The sequence below is a fragment of the Lapidilactobacillus wuchangensis genome, assembly GCF_003946645.1.
Taxonomy (GTDB): Bacteria; Bacillota; Bacilli; order Lactobacillales; family Lactobacillaceae; genus Lapidilactobacillus; species Lapidilactobacillus wuchangensis.
In genome coordinates, this window is sequence record NZ_RHOU01000015.1 from 33,903 (window position 1) to 49,679 (window position 15,777).

The 15,777-nt window shown below is 41.9% G+C and carries 8 protein-coding genes; 5 read left to right on the forward strand and 3 right to left on the reverse strand.

What is annotated here, in order from left to right; translation table 11 throughout:
• Positions 1–535: 535 nt before the first annotated feature.
• On the reverse strand, positions 536–2,392 hold the full coding sequence (locus EKM82_RS10020; protein WP_125768839.1) for a coiled-coil domain-containing protein: 1,857 nt from the start codon (positions 2,390–2,392) through the stop codon (positions 536–538).
• A 374-nt stretch (positions 2,393–2,766) separates the two neighbouring features.
• Here EKM82_RS10020 and EKM82_RS10025 point away from each other — a divergent pair, with 374 nt between their 5' ends.
• The 4 genes from EKM82_RS10025 (at position 2,767) to EKM82_RS10040 (ending at position 10,512) form a co-directional block, all read left to right on the forward strand.
• On the forward strand, positions 2,767–4,536 hold the full coding sequence (locus tag EKM82_RS10025) for a bacterial Ig-like domain-containing protein (protein WP_164508235.1): 1,770 nt from the start codon (positions 2,767–2,769) through the stop codon (positions 4,534–4,536).
• Between the two features lie 724 nt (positions 4,537–5,260).
• Positions 5,261–7,465, forward strand: a complete 2,205-nt coding sequence (locus tag EKM82_RS11925) for a bacterial Ig-like domain-containing protein (RefSeq protein WP_125768844.1) — start codon at positions 5,261–5,263, stop codon at positions 7,463–7,465.
• 118 nt (positions 7,466–7,583) lie between these two features.
• Complete coding sequence (locus EKM82_RS10035) at positions 7,584–7,907, forward strand: hypothetical protein (RefSeq protein WP_125768847.1); 324 nt, start codon at positions 7,584–7,586, stop codon at positions 7,905–7,907.
• A gap of 502 nt (positions 7,908–8,409) precedes the next feature.
• Positions 8,410–10,512 carry a VWA domain-containing protein gene (locus EKM82_RS10040; protein ID WP_125768850.1) on the forward strand — a complete coding sequence of 701 codons (2,103 nt, stop codon included), beginning with the start codon at positions 8,410–8,412 and terminating at the stop codon, positions 10,510–10,512.
• Positions 10,513–10,634: 122 nt separating this feature from the next.
• Here the strand turns inward: EKM82_RS10040 and EKM82_RS10045 are convergent, their stop codons facing one another.
• Positions 10,635–11,861 (reverse strand): M20/M25/M40 family metallo-hydrolase, encoded by a 1,227-nt coding sequence (locus EKM82_RS10045; RefSeq protein WP_125768853.1) that lies wholly within the window; start codon positions 11,859–11,861, stop codon positions 10,635–10,637.
• A gap of 866 nt (positions 11,862–12,727) precedes the next feature.
• Positions 12,728–14,569: a heavy metal translocating P-type ATPase gene (locus tag EKM82_RS10050; protein ID WP_125768857.1), complete on the reverse strand. Its 1,842-nt coding sequence runs from the start codon at positions 14,567–14,569 to the stop codon at positions 12,728–12,730.
• Between the two features lie 503 nt (positions 14,570–15,072).
• On the opposite strand from EKM82_RS10050, the gene EKM82_RS10055 reads away from it, so the two are divergent.
• Entirely contained in the window at positions 15,073–15,537 is a 465-nt protein-coding gene (locus EKM82_RS10055; RefSeq protein WP_125768860.1) for a hypothetical protein, read from the forward strand.
• The last annotated feature ends 240 nt before the right edge of the window (positions 15,538–15,777 follow it).

Below are 15,777 nucleotides of genomic sequence, written 5' to 3' on the forward strand. Positions count from 1 at the left end.
TAAAGCAATAAGACAAATTTGGCGGCTGACAACCACGCCCTCCATTCCGTCTGGAGTTGAGATAGTACACTTCACCATTGTTAGTTCTTAAGGCAATGATAGTGAGACAGTTCAACTCGATTTGAATTTCATAATAAATGAATAGTGCAAAAAAGTCTGTTTGACTGTTTCTGGTGCAATTCCAGAATTCTTGTCAAACAGGCTTATTAATTTACATTAATTTGCTTTTCTAGAAAGTAGCACGCAATTCCGTTAGTTTCATCAAGTGATTGCTGGTCGATTGATGTCTAACTTCACTGGTACTGCCTTAACATCAACCAAATCTAAAGTGGCCTGAATAAACTCAAAACGAAGTGGAGGCCGCCGGGGTGTCAGCCGCCAAATTGTTCTTGGTGGCTGTGCCACTTAGAACAAGACCTGTATTTAAGACTTTGTGCAGCAAAGGCTTAAATCAGTGTCGGCAGCGTTCCACACCCCGCCGGCCGCAACGGAGTTGTCCGCCATTCTGCCTAAAACCAGTTCTGGTTGCCAGTACCTAATCAGTGGTGGTTAAATCTTTTGGCAGCGCCAATTGACTTGTTTGCAACACGTCAACCTCTAAATCGCGATCAGTGTTGTCAGCCAGAATTTGCCAATCATGTTGATCGCCGACTAAGAATTGACTTTGTTGGGGATGATCTTGTAATAACTTAACCAATTCTGTTTGTTGCTGTGGCAAACCAGTTAACACCGGAATCACGGTTAATTTTGGCAAGGCCGTGATGAGGGTTGGATAATAATCAACGCCTAAATTGCCAATTAAAGTGACATCGCGGTCTAATCGGCCTAATAAATCTTGTAACCACCAAGTAATCAATTCATCTTCAGTGGCGAAGACATGCGTTACCAAGCCGTGATCATCAAATAATTGAATGGTTTCCAGTGATTTTTTGCTGAACGTTTTGGTGAGAACAATTGTATTATCAAGGCGGTAATAATCAATCGTCGTTAATTGCTCGTGGTCGTCAAAGGTATAGTGCGCTGACAATTGGCCTTTTTCATTGTAAAGATTGGTTTTGATTTTTTTACCATTGGTGAAGTAATCGATTTGACTAATGTTGCCTTGAGTCAAATGAACCGTCATCAAAAGATGTTGGTCTTTATCGAAAATTGAAGTCAAATTATTAGCAACATCAGCCTTTTGAATCCAATTATCATTCTGAGGTAATTGGACTTGAGGGGCGGTATCTTCGCCGCTAGTTTGCAATTGAGTGTAAAGATTAGTGATTTCCAATTGTGGCAAATCAGCTTTGGCTAATTGGGCCAATTGTTCTTGTTGACCAGTTTGTTGATAGTCAGTCGTCACAATCATTGGGACAACTGTCAGCTGCTTGGTCAAATAGTGCAGTAAGGCCAGCTGTGCCGTGGCATGGTCAGGCGTCAAAGCTGGTGTGTAAACCACATATTGCCGCTGATTATCTAAAGTTAATGGCCGTAACAAAAATTGATTATCAAATAAGGTCTGAATATGATCTTGTAATTCTTTGATATTTTGTTGGAGCGTTGTTGCGCGCCGAGTTGAACGACTAGTTTCTTGTTCCAAACGACCGGCGTAATTCTTGGCCTCAGTCAATTCATGCTCCCGTTGGCTTTGAACTTGGTTTAACGCGGATTCCTTTTGCCGTTGGTCTTGGCCTAATTTGTTTTGTTGTTCTTGCAATGCAGTCGTTGCTGCGGCAGCTTGATCACGTTTGGCCGCTAGTGCTGTGATTTTAGTATTTAAATCTTCACGAGTGCTGATCAGCACCGTCTTCTTCTGGTACAAATCATCTACTTCTGGCTTCTGCTTAGCCATCAGCTCATACATTTCTTGCAAATCAGTTTCGGCTTTGATGTCCGCCGACAAAGCGGCACTTTGCTTCTCATTTTGATCAATTTCTAAGATCACTTTGCGAATCGCTTCAGTCGTATCGTCCAATTCCCGCTGTAAGCTGTCTAAATGAGCCTGACTTTGGTCGATCTTAGTTTGCAGCTCATGCTGTTGGTCAACTAAAGCAGCAATTTCTTGCTCAGCCGCGCTATCATCAGCATCTTCTAGCGACTTGATCTGAGCGGCTGTTTGCTGGGTGCGATCAGCCAACAATTCCAGTTCTTGTTGGGCTTGTTTAAGACCTTGTTGCTTTTCAGCCTTTTCAGCAAAAATCTTTAATTTCAGCTGACCTTTTAATTGCCGATAGTCATTGGCTAAGCCAGTTAATTGGTCTTCAATCGTGACCCGTTGTTCATGCAAAGTTTGCTTGGCAACGGGTTCAGCTTTGGCTGGCGTTTGTGACTCGCTAACGGTGACGGCTGTTTCTGTTTTTGTTGGTGTAACATCTTTTTCTTTTTTACGAAGATTATCGAAAAATCCCATCGAAAATACCTGCTCCTTATTGACGTTCTGCGCGAAATAGTGATTTGAATTTGTGACAGCGAGTTGTTGCTGGTCATAATTTAGTCCTTGAAAAACCCACTTGCTAAAATAGCAAAGCTTACTACATTTTAGCATAGTTTCGCTTGGCTGTAAGCTTAACTTGGTAAACCAAGCCTTGCTGCCCGTGGACTGCTGTCAAAATCAATGATTGCTAATAAGCAGTCACTTTTTTTCAGAAAAACTCGGCAAACTATACTTTGAAATCGCGATTTGGCGGGTATACGATGAATTTATCAGGTTAACACTAACTGGATTTGCAGATAATAGATTTTAAATAATTTGAAATGCTGAAGGGCCCTTTGGGAGGAGTAGTCATGAAGAAAGTTAGTGTCGTTATTGGTGGTTGGTTGATTATTTTGGCGATTTTTCTAGTTGCCATGATTGAGCCAACCAAGGTGCAAGCAGCAAGCGTTGCCCTTAATTCGCAGCGTCAGTCCGTGCCGGCTACCACGAATGTTGACCAATGGTTGCCGAACAAAAATTTGCAGCAATTAGTTTTGTATTGGCTAAATCGGACCGCCACGCCGAAAACGGGTAAAGTTTGGCAGCAAGTGGCCGATATTCAAAAAAGTGATTTGCAGTATTTAACGGAAATCGATAATTATTTTGATTTGCCCAGTACTGTTGATTATCGAAAATTGCGGAACACTGATGCGCCTAGTGGTAGTACTGTTTATTCCTTGGCGGGTCTGCAATATGCCACTAATTTAACTAATCTAACTTTACAGAGTGGTGATTTGAACAGTGCGCTCACGACGACAATTCGTGGTGATATTACAGATTTGACGCCAATCGCTCATTTACAGAAATTAAAGCTCCTGAATGTTGCTGGTAATCAAATTAGCGATATCACGCCGATCGCTCAATTACCAGTCCTGACTGATTTACGGATCGGTTACAATGCCATTGCTGATTTCAGCAGTTTGAATCCGGCTCACTATACGAATTTTCTTTACAACGACCAAGCAGTGGTTTTGCCGGTGGCTTATGTTGGCCGAACGGGCGAACGGTATCAAATGGATTTAAATCAGTTGCGCTTGCCCGGTGGCAAATTGGCCATTCCTGGCTTAGCGACTGGTGCTGGCGGTGCTGTTAAATATTCTGAGACAACAGGCCGCTTTTATTTTAAGGGTGGTCAGGATCAATTGGTGGACGGTCAGGTCGTTTACACTGGCTTGCGTCCTGAACATTCTCCAGGATTTGCTGATGGCCAATATCCAATGCAGCTGCACGTGATTCAAAATCCGTACTTTTTTTATTTAAATGCGGTGGCTAGTGAGCCAGGGGATGCGGTGCCAGTTTATCAAGTCTTTCAGCCCTATGAATTGCTGGATGATTCGGCAAAAGTCAGCGTCCATGATTCGGTGATTTACACAACTGATACTTGGCAAGCTAGTGATAATTTTAATGCCTCTAAATCTATGGATCATGCGGGGCAACCCTTGTCGCTGAATCAAGTGACGGTGGTTGGTACGGTTGACACGACTAAGCCTGGCAAGTACCAAGTTTTTTATCGTTATGGTCAACAGAATGTGCCCGCCACAATTGAAGTTAAGCAAAGCCAGCAACAATTAACGGTTCATGACTCAACGATTACCGTGGGTGACCAGTGGCAGCAACAAGATAATTTCGACGAGGCGCTCGATCGCGACGGAAATAAGTTGTCATTTAATAAACTCGACGTTAGCGGCACGGTGGCGACTAAGCGGCCGGGACGCTATCAAATTCATTATCGTTATGGCAACTTAGAAAAAGTAGCGACCGTAACGGTGCAAGCCAAAAAGGTGATCAGTGTTACGCCACAGCCGGCACCAAAACCTGAAGTGCCAGCTACCAATCAGACAAACAATCACCAAGATAATCAAATCGGCAGTTCTAAAAACAACTCAACGCCTCACGCTCAAGCCGGGCAGCAAACTCGCCACCAGCGCACTAAAGCCGCATCGCGGACTCAGCAAACAAAAAACCAATCCTCTTTGCCACAAACAGGTGACCGCAGTGAACTGATCCTTCTTGTTTTAAGTATCTTGCTATTATTATTAAGTGGTTCCGGACTAACACGAACGTTTAAAGATAAGCGCTAAGTAGGGATTGTTCTGATTTGATAATAAAACCGATTGAAGCTGTGACGTAAGTGCAGAACGAAATGGTGGCTGACGCCAAGATCCCGCCACGCCATCTGGAGTTAAAATGGTTCACTTAATCTTTGCTCGCCATCAAGGCAATCGTTGTAAGATTGCCGCAAATGGCTGACTGATGTCACCGTCGCTAGAATTTTAAATCGTGTTTGGCCAGAATTGATTTCCGATATTGAAAAAAATAGCTTGTAATCACAACTAAGTCTGATTGACAATTTCTCTAGATAAACTAGGGACTGTCAATCAGGCTATTTTTGACGTCAATTTTAAATTCCTTGGACCATCCTACGACTGCGTGCCACGCCACGTAACCTGTAATCCAATCAGAACCAGTACGGTTTTTCAACAGTAGGTGTCAGCTTGGTAATGAATAAAAATTAATAAGATATTTATAAAATGAATATTATTTGCAAACAGATACATTACTACGTTTTACTAATTTAAATATTATAAAAGCTTCTAAACTGAGACAATATTAATGAAATTAAGAATAATTTTTATTTTATGGTTAAACCACCTCTTGAAAAAATATTCAGAAAGATTAATAAAAAGTAGTGAAAAGTGAAAAAATATTTGCTATAATTTTTTTACGCTTCATGAATACTTGCCTAGACAAATCGTTTTGGCAAACAGGCATCCTGTTTTAGGATATTTTACGCGGAGGAAAAGAATGAAAAAAATTAAATTCACCACTGTCATGACAACTAGTGTTGCTGCCATTTTACTTAGCGCAGCGATGAATCCCGCCTTAGCCCAAGCAGCTACTGTGGGTGCCCAAGATGCACAGCAGATTGTTTCAGCGCTGGAAAGCAGTCAAGCAAATGCAGCAACGACTGAAACAGCGACGTCTAGTGTGACGAATCCAGCGCCAGCAACGAATCAAGATCAAATCAATTCAGAAGCAAATTCTGAATTAACCTCGCAGCAAACTGATTCAACCACAACAACGGCGGACAATTCAGCTGTTGACCAAACTGAAGCAGCAACGCCAGAGTCAGTTGTGCCAACTGCACCAGTCGTACCAGCAGCTCAGCCAGCAATGCCGACTATCACTGCTTCAGAAGTAGCGCCAATACCAGCGACGACCTTAGATAAAGAACAACCGGCACCGACTACTGGCGAATTTAAATTACCCTTAGCTAGCCGGGCCGAGCAAGATATCAATCTTTGGATGCCGAATAAAACTTTACAGAAAATCGTCCTGTATTGGTTAAATCAAAATTCCGAACAAGCTGGCAAAACGTGGACTGATGTCAGCCAGATCACCCAAAATGATCTCCAGTACTTAACGAAGATTTCTAATTATTCTGGTTTGCCAACCACCGGCGAATATCGAGCGTTACGGAATACTTATATTGATGGCGAAACTTCTTATTCACTGGCCGGGCTAGAATTTGCCACCAATCTTACTTATTTGAATTTACGGAGTGCGGATTTAAATACGGCTGAAACTGAAGCTATTCGTGGCGATATTACGGATATCTCGCAGTTAGCTGGTTTGCAGAAATTAACTTACATTGAATTGACGGGAAATCGAATTACTGATGTGACGCCAATTTCACAACTACCTGCAGTCACTGAGATGCATGTGGGCTATAATTCGATTGCCGATTTATCAAGTTTGGATCCGAGTCGTTACGAAACGCTGATGTACAATGACCAATTCATTGTTTTACCAGTTGCTTACGTTAGCCCCAGCGTTGATCGCTATGAAATGCCCATGGATCAAATTAAATTACCAGGTGGTAAAATTGCGACGCCAGCTTTAACTGCTGGTGCTGGTTCCGCAGTTCGAATTCTCTTCGATGCATCGCGTTACTTCTATAAAGGCGCTGAAGGTAGCGACGAGGATGGCAAGATTGTCTACTCGAAATTCCGGGAACAGCGGACGCCTGGCTTCACTGAATTACCTAATTTACCAACTAAAGTGATTCAGAATCCTTATTATTTCTACATGTCCAGCATTGCCGGTGAAAATAAGGGCGATACGACCTTCCAAGTTTTTCAGCCTTATTTACTGCAAGATGATCTGGCTCATGTTATGGTGCATAGCTCAACAATTTGGGCGGGGGATACTTGGGAACCAGCCGATAATTTCGAAGAGGCGTTTGATCACGATGGCAAGCTCGTATCCTTTGATAAAGTCAAAGTGACTGGCACTGTCGACACCACCAAACCTGGTGTTTATCCAATTACTTATGAGTATGATGGCCACCAAGAAACAATTCAGGTAACGGTTGAAGAAAGTGAAGCGACTTTGGTGGTCAAGGACCAGACTGTTACCGTTGGTGACCAGTGGGATCCGATTAGCGTTATTGAAAGTGCCACAGAGAATGATGGTACTGAGATTGCGCCTGATAAAATCAAAATTACTGGTGACTATGATCTGAATACACCTGGGGTTTACGAATTAACTTATGCCAGTGAATTCCAAACAACTACAATGAAGCTGACAGTACTGCCAAAGAAAAATTCTGGTGATCAGAGCGGCGGTTCTGGCGACGAAGGCGAAGGAACCGGCGACAACAATCAAGGCGGTCAAGACGACCAAGGTAATCATGGTGGCACTGATAATCAAGGCCAAGGGTCAACTGATAACAATCACCACAATGACAATCAGCAAAATGGTGGTAATCAGCAAACCGGTAACCAATCAACTGCCAAACAACCGAGCAAAAATAATCAGGGCGCCACTGGCAGCCAAACTGAAAAGAACAAGCAAAAACATATCGTGGTCACACATAAGCAGACAAATAATGAGCCAACTTTGCCGAAGACCGGTGAAGCCAATCGTAGTCTGAACACACTGCTATTAGGCGTCGGCTTACTGTTGATCGGTGGTCTCAGCCTGTTGGTCAACCGTCGCCGCCATTAAAAGATACTTATTTTTACGAATTTTTCGACAAAATAAGTGATTAGACGTCTCGACTGTCGATCAAATTCTCAGTAAACTGAGAACTACAAAAAGTTTTCAGAAAATTAGGAGAAATAAAATGAACCGCAAATTGATCATGCTTTTAGTGCCAGTACTGGCTTTGCTGATGTTGGCAGTAAGTCCGACACGAACTGACCAAGCGGCTAGTAATGCCGTCTCTACAAATATCACCACTAGGGTGGCGCCATTTCCCGGCTATGCGCCTAGTTTATTGACCACCCATCAACAGCGCCACTTAGCCGATCAGAATATCGTTGGCCAAGAAGCTCGTTTAGCCGCCAAACGTTCCCAAACTAAAACGTTCTGGATTGTGGGTCTGGTGGTCTTAATGGTATTTGGCTTAGCCGTTGATCTGATTCAGATTTTACGTAAAAAGAATTAGAAATAGCATTAACTATTTTTTGGCACCTGTTGCTCTTTAAACTACCTCCCCCGAATAAAACCCGTTGACAGTGAAAAGGTCAACGGGTTTTTTAGGCCGTTTAATTTTGAATTAACTAATGTGACAATTAGTTGAAGAAACACATTTATTAAAAAAATATTTACGTTAGCAAAATGGCGTCTTGCTCAATTTTGAAAGCCCTAACGCGAGCAGCTCCTTCTAATCGATACTGTTACATAAATCGTTAATATGTTAGACTGAGAGCAGAAAAATGTTGACTGTAAGTTATTGGTATTTCAGACTATTTCGCTAATTACTAATTAAATGTGTTAGTAATTGTATCAATTGAGCACAATCTAAAATGCGAGTAAGACAGGCCGATTTCGAATTGTGAATTGCCCGAAAAAACAATTTTTTCAGAAAATGTCAGCAATTCTTGACTGAAATCAACCGAGTCAACAAACAAATGGGTTCAGGCAACTAAGGAGAAGGGGTTAGGATAATGCGAAAACTAGGAACGAAATTGCTTTTTTTGTTAGGGTTACTGAGTTTAGCACTCGTTATTTTCACCGGGCGGCAAACAGTTCAAGCAGCAACCAATGGCTTTCAATACGAGAACGGGGCAACCAGCATTGGCAACAAATTAACTGATGGCCAATCAACTACCAAAGATCCAAATGCCTATAATTATAATTACGGCACGGCCACCACAGATGGCGTTGCCTTTGATGATGAGGGTTATGTTAATTATGGCGACCAAGCCTATTTGCAAAAAACAGTTGCTGAAAATGCGACTAAGCAAGGCCTATTCGACGTTTCGTTAGCCGTCAAAGGTAACAATTTATCCTACCCAGTTGACGTTGTCTTGGTAATGGATTACTCATCAACGATGAAAGATCTAAAAGAAAAGGCAATTGCTGGTGTTAATTCGTTTATCAATGAAATCTCTGACGTTATGGATGATGGCCAAGTTCGAATTGGGGTGGTTGCTTATAACAAGAATATTTATACCACTGCGGATATGCCCAATTCCGAAGATGGATTTTTAACCAACACCGATGAAATTGATAGCTTTATGAGGGATGTTGCCCAGGCAGGTTCGGGTACCTTCCTACAAGGTGGTTTAATGGAAGGCGAAAAGATGTTACGAGAGGATCCCAAGGATGCTCGTAAGATTTTAGTTCATATTGGCGATGGCCGTGCTAACCAGTCATACCAAGCTAACAGTAGTTCAGCCTTAACACCAAATAATGGTGAGATTGTTCCCGCTAACGGTCAATCAGTTAAAGCAGCTTATCCAACTACTTTTGATACTGCTGCCGCTCGTTTAGTTTCGGGTTCAACTGTTAATGCTGGTGAAGCTTCAATTACACTACCAGATACCAAGACAATTACTGATAATACTTTGGGCACAATTCTTGATACGAAAAATGAAGGCATTGATTGCTATTCAATTGGTACATTTCCGGCAGTTAGTCCGTCTTCCCGTGGACAATTTATTGATCGTAATATTGCTTCATCAGCTGCGAAATATCGAATGATTGATGATCAATTAGAAGATTTAGGCGATGCTTTAAGTGCCGTTGCTTCGCAAGTCGACAACACTATCGCCAACGGGACGGTCACTGATCCAATGGGTGAAGATATTCTCCTACAAACGACTAACGGCAACTTTGCTGCTAATCAGGACTACACTTTAGTTGGCGCGCGTAAGGATACAAATGGTGATTGGGTTGACGCCCCAGATTTAGTTAAGAATGTTGGTGTCGTTGCCAATAATGGGACGATTTCAATGACGAATTTGCGTCTTGGTAAAGATGAACGAGTTATCTTAAAGTATCAAGTTCGAATTAATACTGAAAGCAATAATTTCAAACCAGAAACGTGGTACTTGGCTAACGGCCGCACAACTTTAGACCCTGATGTGGCTTATGAAGATGAAGCTAACTTGCTTGATTTTCCAGTTCCTTCAATCAAGGCGCCAGGTGTGACGCTGGATCTTTCTAAAAAGTGGACCAACGAGAACAAGTTAAGTAAGCGTCCTGATGCGATTGACTTCGTGATTAATCGGTCGACGAATACCAGCGCTGATGCTTGGACTAATTCCCAAGAAATGAGCTTGAATAAAGCTAATAATTGGCAAGCTAAAATTAGCAGTGTTATTCCTGATGGCAGTGCCCAAGTCGTGGCATTACCTAAGTATAATAATGTTGGTGATGACTATGTTTATACGGCCAAAGAAGTTAATGTGCCTGACGGTTATGAAAGTAGCGTTAGCACTAACGACAATCAAATCGTGCTGACCAATAATTGGACTAAGGAAGAGGAAACGACAAAACCAACGCCAGATCCTGACCCGGAGCCAAAACCAGATCCGAAACCAAATCCTGATCCAGATCCAAGCAAGCCCGATCCTGATTCAGTTGAGAAAGAAACAACTGAGAATACCAAGGATCAAGCCAAAGATAAAACGACTGACCAAAAGAAATTGCCACAAGCAAATGAACAACGTAATAACACCGCCACTGTTGTTGGTGCCGTATTATTGATTGTTGTCGTGGTACTTGGTGGTATCTGGTACAGGTACAAACGTCGTCGCAACTAAAGAGACGACTTTGTTACCATCATTAAAATTGAATCAGCAGTAAAACTAAAATCACGTTGACAGGTTATCAGCTGTCAACGTGATTTTTTTAGGTTATTAATTTAAGCACTTAAAATATTAAATTAAGCAAAATACTTTTTAGCAATTCCTTTGTAAATATCAATGTAATTCAAATAATCAGACTCAATGACGAATTCATTGACTTGATGGGCACTTTCGTTACCAGGGCCAGCCACGATCACTTCAAGGTTAGGATTAGCTTGAATGAATTGCGAAGCGTCAGTACCACCAGGAGCACCAATTGCCAAAGCGTTTTGTTGGAAAACATCTTGGTAGGCTTCGTGGGCGAATTGAATCAATTTCGCATCGGCGGCTGTTTTAACTGGCCAGTTGCTGCTACTTAATTGAAATTCTAAGGACATCTTTGGTTCTTGATTTAGCTCGGCGATGATTTTTTCCAAGTCGGCGATTAATTTATCGTTGTTGTATTCAGGGATGGTTCTGACTTTAACGGTTAATTCAGCGTAGTCAGGAATTGTGTTCTCCTGCTCGCCGGCCTTCATAATCGTGACTGCTGGTGTCGTTACGCCTAAAATATCATCAGAATAGCCGCTTAAAGTGCCGAAATACTCATCCTGTTTCTGATAAAAGTTGATCAGGTTAGCCAAAGCATTAATGCCAGCTTCAGGCATCGAGCTGTGAGCAGCGCGACCATGAGAAACGACTTTATAAGTTACGGAACCTTTATGGGCACAATAAAATGATTGGCGACTATGTGCTTGATTAGCCAATGGTGCCGGAATTTTAACCAGGCCACCTTGGACCATCTTGGTCATTACTAAGTCAGAAGAGGCGTTGCTTGGTTCGCCGACAATTAAAGCGGCCACATCATCAACGTAGCCTTCCTTGGCTAATTGTTTCGAACCGACTTCGCCTTTTTCTTCGCCAACAGTGGCGATTAATTTAAGATTACCTTTAAAATTAGGGTCGTCATTTAATTCGATCATGGCAATAACTTGGCCAGCCAAACCTGATTTCATATCAGCAGTCCCACGACCAAAAATTTTGCCGTCAACATGTTTTGGTTCATAAGGGCCATAAGTCCACTTGCTGGCATCGACAGGGTCAACCACGTCTTCATGACCAGTGAAGCCCAGAATTGGCCCGTCAGACTTTTTGACTGTGGCAATCAAGCTGTCCCGATTTTCGGCATAAGTCACGTGCTTGGTAGGAATATTGTGCTTAGCAAATAACTTTTCTAAATAATCAGCCACTAATTTTTCATTACCATTTGGCGTGGCCAATCTGATTAAATCATCTAAAAGGGCTAAACGTTCAGTTTTTTCCATAATTTACCTCCAATAATCATGATGCAGTCTTCATACTTCAAGATTGATATCACTTTATAGTTTAGTCTAATTCTTTTGAAAAGAGTAATATTACGCTACCTACTTGGAAATAAAATTATGAGCTTCACTTGGAAAGTGGCGCATTAGGGAATGAAATTAAGACAGAATTGATTCTGACTGTATTGCGGGCTGCTTGTCGTGGAACGCTGCCGACACTGATTGAAGCCTTTTTTCAAAAGTCTTCAATACAGGTCTTATTGTAAGTGCTAAAGCACTAACAATAATTTGGCGGCTGACGACAAGATCCCTCCATTCCGTCTGGAGTTGATTTGGTTCGCTTCATCTCCGCCGGTGGTTAAGGCAATGGTAGTAGGACTCACTAAATCAATTCAATTAGTTAATAATAGTTGAACAGCAACAAAAGATGGTGTGACGATTCTATTCATCAGTAGAAATTGTTACATCATTTTCGTACTATCACAATCCGGTTTAGCCAAATAGTGGTGATCAGTTCTGTTAGTTTTAGCAGGTGGTGGCGGCGCAATTGGCGTCAGCCATGAAATTATTCTTGCCGCTTCAGCGGTTAGAATAAGGCTTGTATTTGAGATTTTGTGTAACAAAAGCTCAAATCAATGCCCATGGCGTTCCACGCCCCTCAAATTGCACCGCCACCACCTTACAAAAATTGGGGAAGACTTGATACCAACTTTGATCTAAACTAATAAATTTTGGCTGGCACTCATCATATTAAACAAATAAAAAAATCACGTTGCTATTAAAACTCAACAACGTGATCACAACTATTTTGATAATGAAACTATTTTGGAAAATCGCGGAATCCTAGCAGCAAATGCGGACTATTCTGATTAATCCGTTGCTTCTTGTAAGACGCGACGAGTTTCTCGAGTTTTACGTGCCCGTAATGACCAGAGGATCGAAGTGGTATCGACAACTTCTTGCAACATAGCACCAAACAGGGCAGGTATAACGCCGAATGCGGCAACCAACATCAAAGCCACACAGATGAAAATCCCGATTAAAACGGATTGACGAGCAACATTCATCGTTTCTCGAGAAATAGTAATAGCCGTTTCTACTTTTGATAAATCATCTTTTAGAATCACCGCGTCGGCAGATTCACTGGCAGCGCTGGCACCAGAAGCACCCATGGCAATCCCTACATCAGCAGCGGCTAATGCTGGCGCGTCGTTAACACCGTCGCCAACCATCATGACTGGACGTTCTGCCGCTGGTGTTTTAACGACAAGATCAATTTTATCTTGCGGTAAACATTCGGCATGAACTTCAGTGATACCAACTTGTTCAGCAATATGTTCGGCAGTGTCTTTCTTATCACCGGTAATCATAGCTAACTTGGTTACACCAGCATTTTTCAAAGCGGCCATTGTTGCAGGAGCTTCAGGACGAGTCTTGTCAGCTAAGGTTAAATAACCGGCGAATTGTTGATTGATCGCGACGTAAATAATCGACTGACCTTCAGCTAGTTCGATTTGCGGTGCATCAGTAACATCAATAAAGTTGCGCCGGCCGGCTTTAACTAATTGACCACGATACTGACCACTGACACCTTGACCATTGGTTTCGGTGAAATCAGAGACGCTTTCGTGTTTGAAATCAGGTAAATCATTGACGTAACGAATGATTGCTCGTGCGAAAATATGAGCGGAATTAATTTCCAAATTACCTAAAGCTTGAATCAAATCAGTTTCCGAAACATTGGCAGCTGGATGAACATCGATCACGTTCAAGTGCCCAGTTGTAATTGTCCCTGTTTTATCGAAGAAAATGCTCTTTGCTTGGGCCATTTTCTCGATGGAAGTTCCTGATTTAATAATGATACTGTTACGGCTAGAACGGCTCATACCGGAAACCAGCGCAATTGGTGCTGCCAAAATTAGGGGACATGGTGAGGCAACTACCAGAACTTCGGCGAAACGATGAGGGTCACCAGAGGCAATCCAAGCGATACCAGCAATCAATAAAGAAATAATCGTAAATGGTACGGCGTAGCGGTCAGCCATCCGAACAAAATGAGCGGGTTTATCAGCTGATTCCTTAACCAATTTAACAATTGTTTGATACTGAGAATCAGCGGCAGTTCTTGTAACGCGCATGGTCATGGCAGTATCGCCGTTGACCGTCCCAGATAATAATTCACTACCAATTTTTTTGGAAACTGGCCGTGATTCACCCGTCATAGATGATTCATCGAAATTACCTTCCCCTGCAATCACAATCCCATCGACAGGGACTGATTCGCCAGGTTTAATGACAGCAATTTCATTTAAATTAACATCGTCAATTTTACGGTCGACCAGTTTTTCGCCGACTTTAATGTGGGCAATCTGTGGCGAGTTATCTAACAGGTTCTTCAGGTCAGAGCCGGCCTTGTTGGCAGCATAATCTTCAAGTGAATCACCACCAGTTAACATGACCAAAATCATTAAGCTGGCCCAATATTCACCAACAATTAAAGTCGCTGCAATTGACATGATCGCCAATAAATCGACCCCATATTTACCTGAACGTAGGGTCTTGATCATTTCCACGAACATTGAGAGTGCTAATAAGGCACCCATGACAGTGACGATAATCTGTGCTGCTAAGCCCAAATTGAAAACAAAACGCAAAATAAGAGCAATTGCCCCAATTACTAAGACGGCGATGAATTTCTTACGATGTGCCATCTAACTTACCTCCTATATGTGCTGTCTAACAAGCATTATGTAATCGGAACGGGCACTGGCAAAAACTTGCGTAGACAGGTACATGAATTTAAATCCAAAATAAAAACCCCGAAATATTTCATTCGAGGAAAGTATAACATAGAAGTCATAGGTTGTAAATTATAATGAGTTTAAAATTAGATTGGGTATAATCTATTATAAAATGATAGTTACAATTGCCAATTTAACAACGATAATAAATAGAAATAATTACAAACACCGGCTATAAATTGAATTGAAATATTTATTTCTTAGAATTAATCAAGAGAAAAAGTCGCTATTAATGATTAGAAAAAGTTTATTATTACCTAGCTATCACGCTTATTCTAACATGAACAGACAAGCAAAGGAAATATCAAGCTCAGCAGTAATAATGATCGTTAAAACTTTTAATTCAGACCTCAGATGGTGTTATTTCCTGGGGATAAGTGTAAAATTAGAACAAGTAATGGAGGTGTTACGTTATGTTAATGTACATTCTAATCGCTGCCTTGCTTGGCAGTATGGCCTTTGGGATCTATTGGCAATCGCAAATTGTTATTCGCGCGCGGTATAAGTACACCCCTGTGATTTTCAGTATTCTGATTGGCTCTTGGGCGCTAAGTGTGCCAACAATGAATTGGCCGTTTATTATTTTAATGGCCGCGTTCTTTACTTTAAATATCATGGACGGCGTTGGCGGCATTGGTGGCAAACGCCTAGTCACGAATGGCCTGTTTTCTCGAGTTGTTGATTACTCAACCATTACCGCTTTGAAAATGGTGCCAGTAACTTTGCCTAATGGTAAAAGTCGCGTGATTGTTTTGTTCGTGATTAATGATCGGCAACAAATTCAAATGAATTTTAATCAGCATTTAGAAATTCTCATGAAATCATTGGCGCAATTATTACCAGATACTGTCAAAATTGAAGTCGACCGGATTGAGTGATGTAATTAGTTAGAGAGGCTGAAAAAGCTGTGATTAGTGATTGACTCAAGTCGCTTCATACTCAAGCACGACAGGGGCCCAGCAATTTTGTGGGCGGTCAAGTCTTCCCCAATTTTGGGAGGTGGTGGCGACGCAATTTGAGGGGCGTGGAACGCCATGGGCATTGATCTGAGCTTATTGCTACGCAACAATCTCAGATACAAGCCTTATTCTAACCGCTAAAGCGGCAAGAATAATTTC

Coding starts and splice junctions, on each gene's coding strand:
- EKM82_RS10020 (WP_125768839.1), bottom strand. CDS start 2,392: ATGGGATTTTTCGATAATCTTCGTAAAAAAGAAAAAGATGTTACACCA.
- EKM82_RS10025 (WP_164508235.1), top strand. CDS start 2,767: ATGAAGAAAGTTAGTGTCGTTATTGGTGGTTGGTTGATTATTTTGGCG.
- EKM82_RS11925 (WP_125768844.1), top strand. CDS start 5,261: ATGAAAAAAATTAAATTCACCACTGTCATGACAACTAGTGTTGCTGCC.
- EKM82_RS10050 (WP_125768857.1), bottom strand. CDS start 14,569: ATGGCACATCGTAAGAAATTCATCGCCGTCTTAGTAATTGGGGCAATT.
- EKM82_RS10040 (WP_125768850.1), top strand. CDS start 8,410: ATGCGAAAACTAGGAACGAAATTGCTTTTTTTGTTAGGGTTACTGAGT.
- EKM82_RS10035 (WP_125768847.1), top strand. CDS start 7,584: ATGAACCGCAAATTGATCATGCTTTTAGTGCCAGTACTGGCTTTGCTG.
- EKM82_RS10045 (WP_125768853.1), bottom strand. CDS start 11,861: ATGGAAAAAACTGAACGTTTAGCCCTTTTAGATGATTTAATCAGATTG.
- EKM82_RS10055 (WP_125768860.1), top strand. CDS start 15,073: ATGTTAATGTACATTCTAATCGCTGCCTTGCTTGGCAGTATGGCCTTT.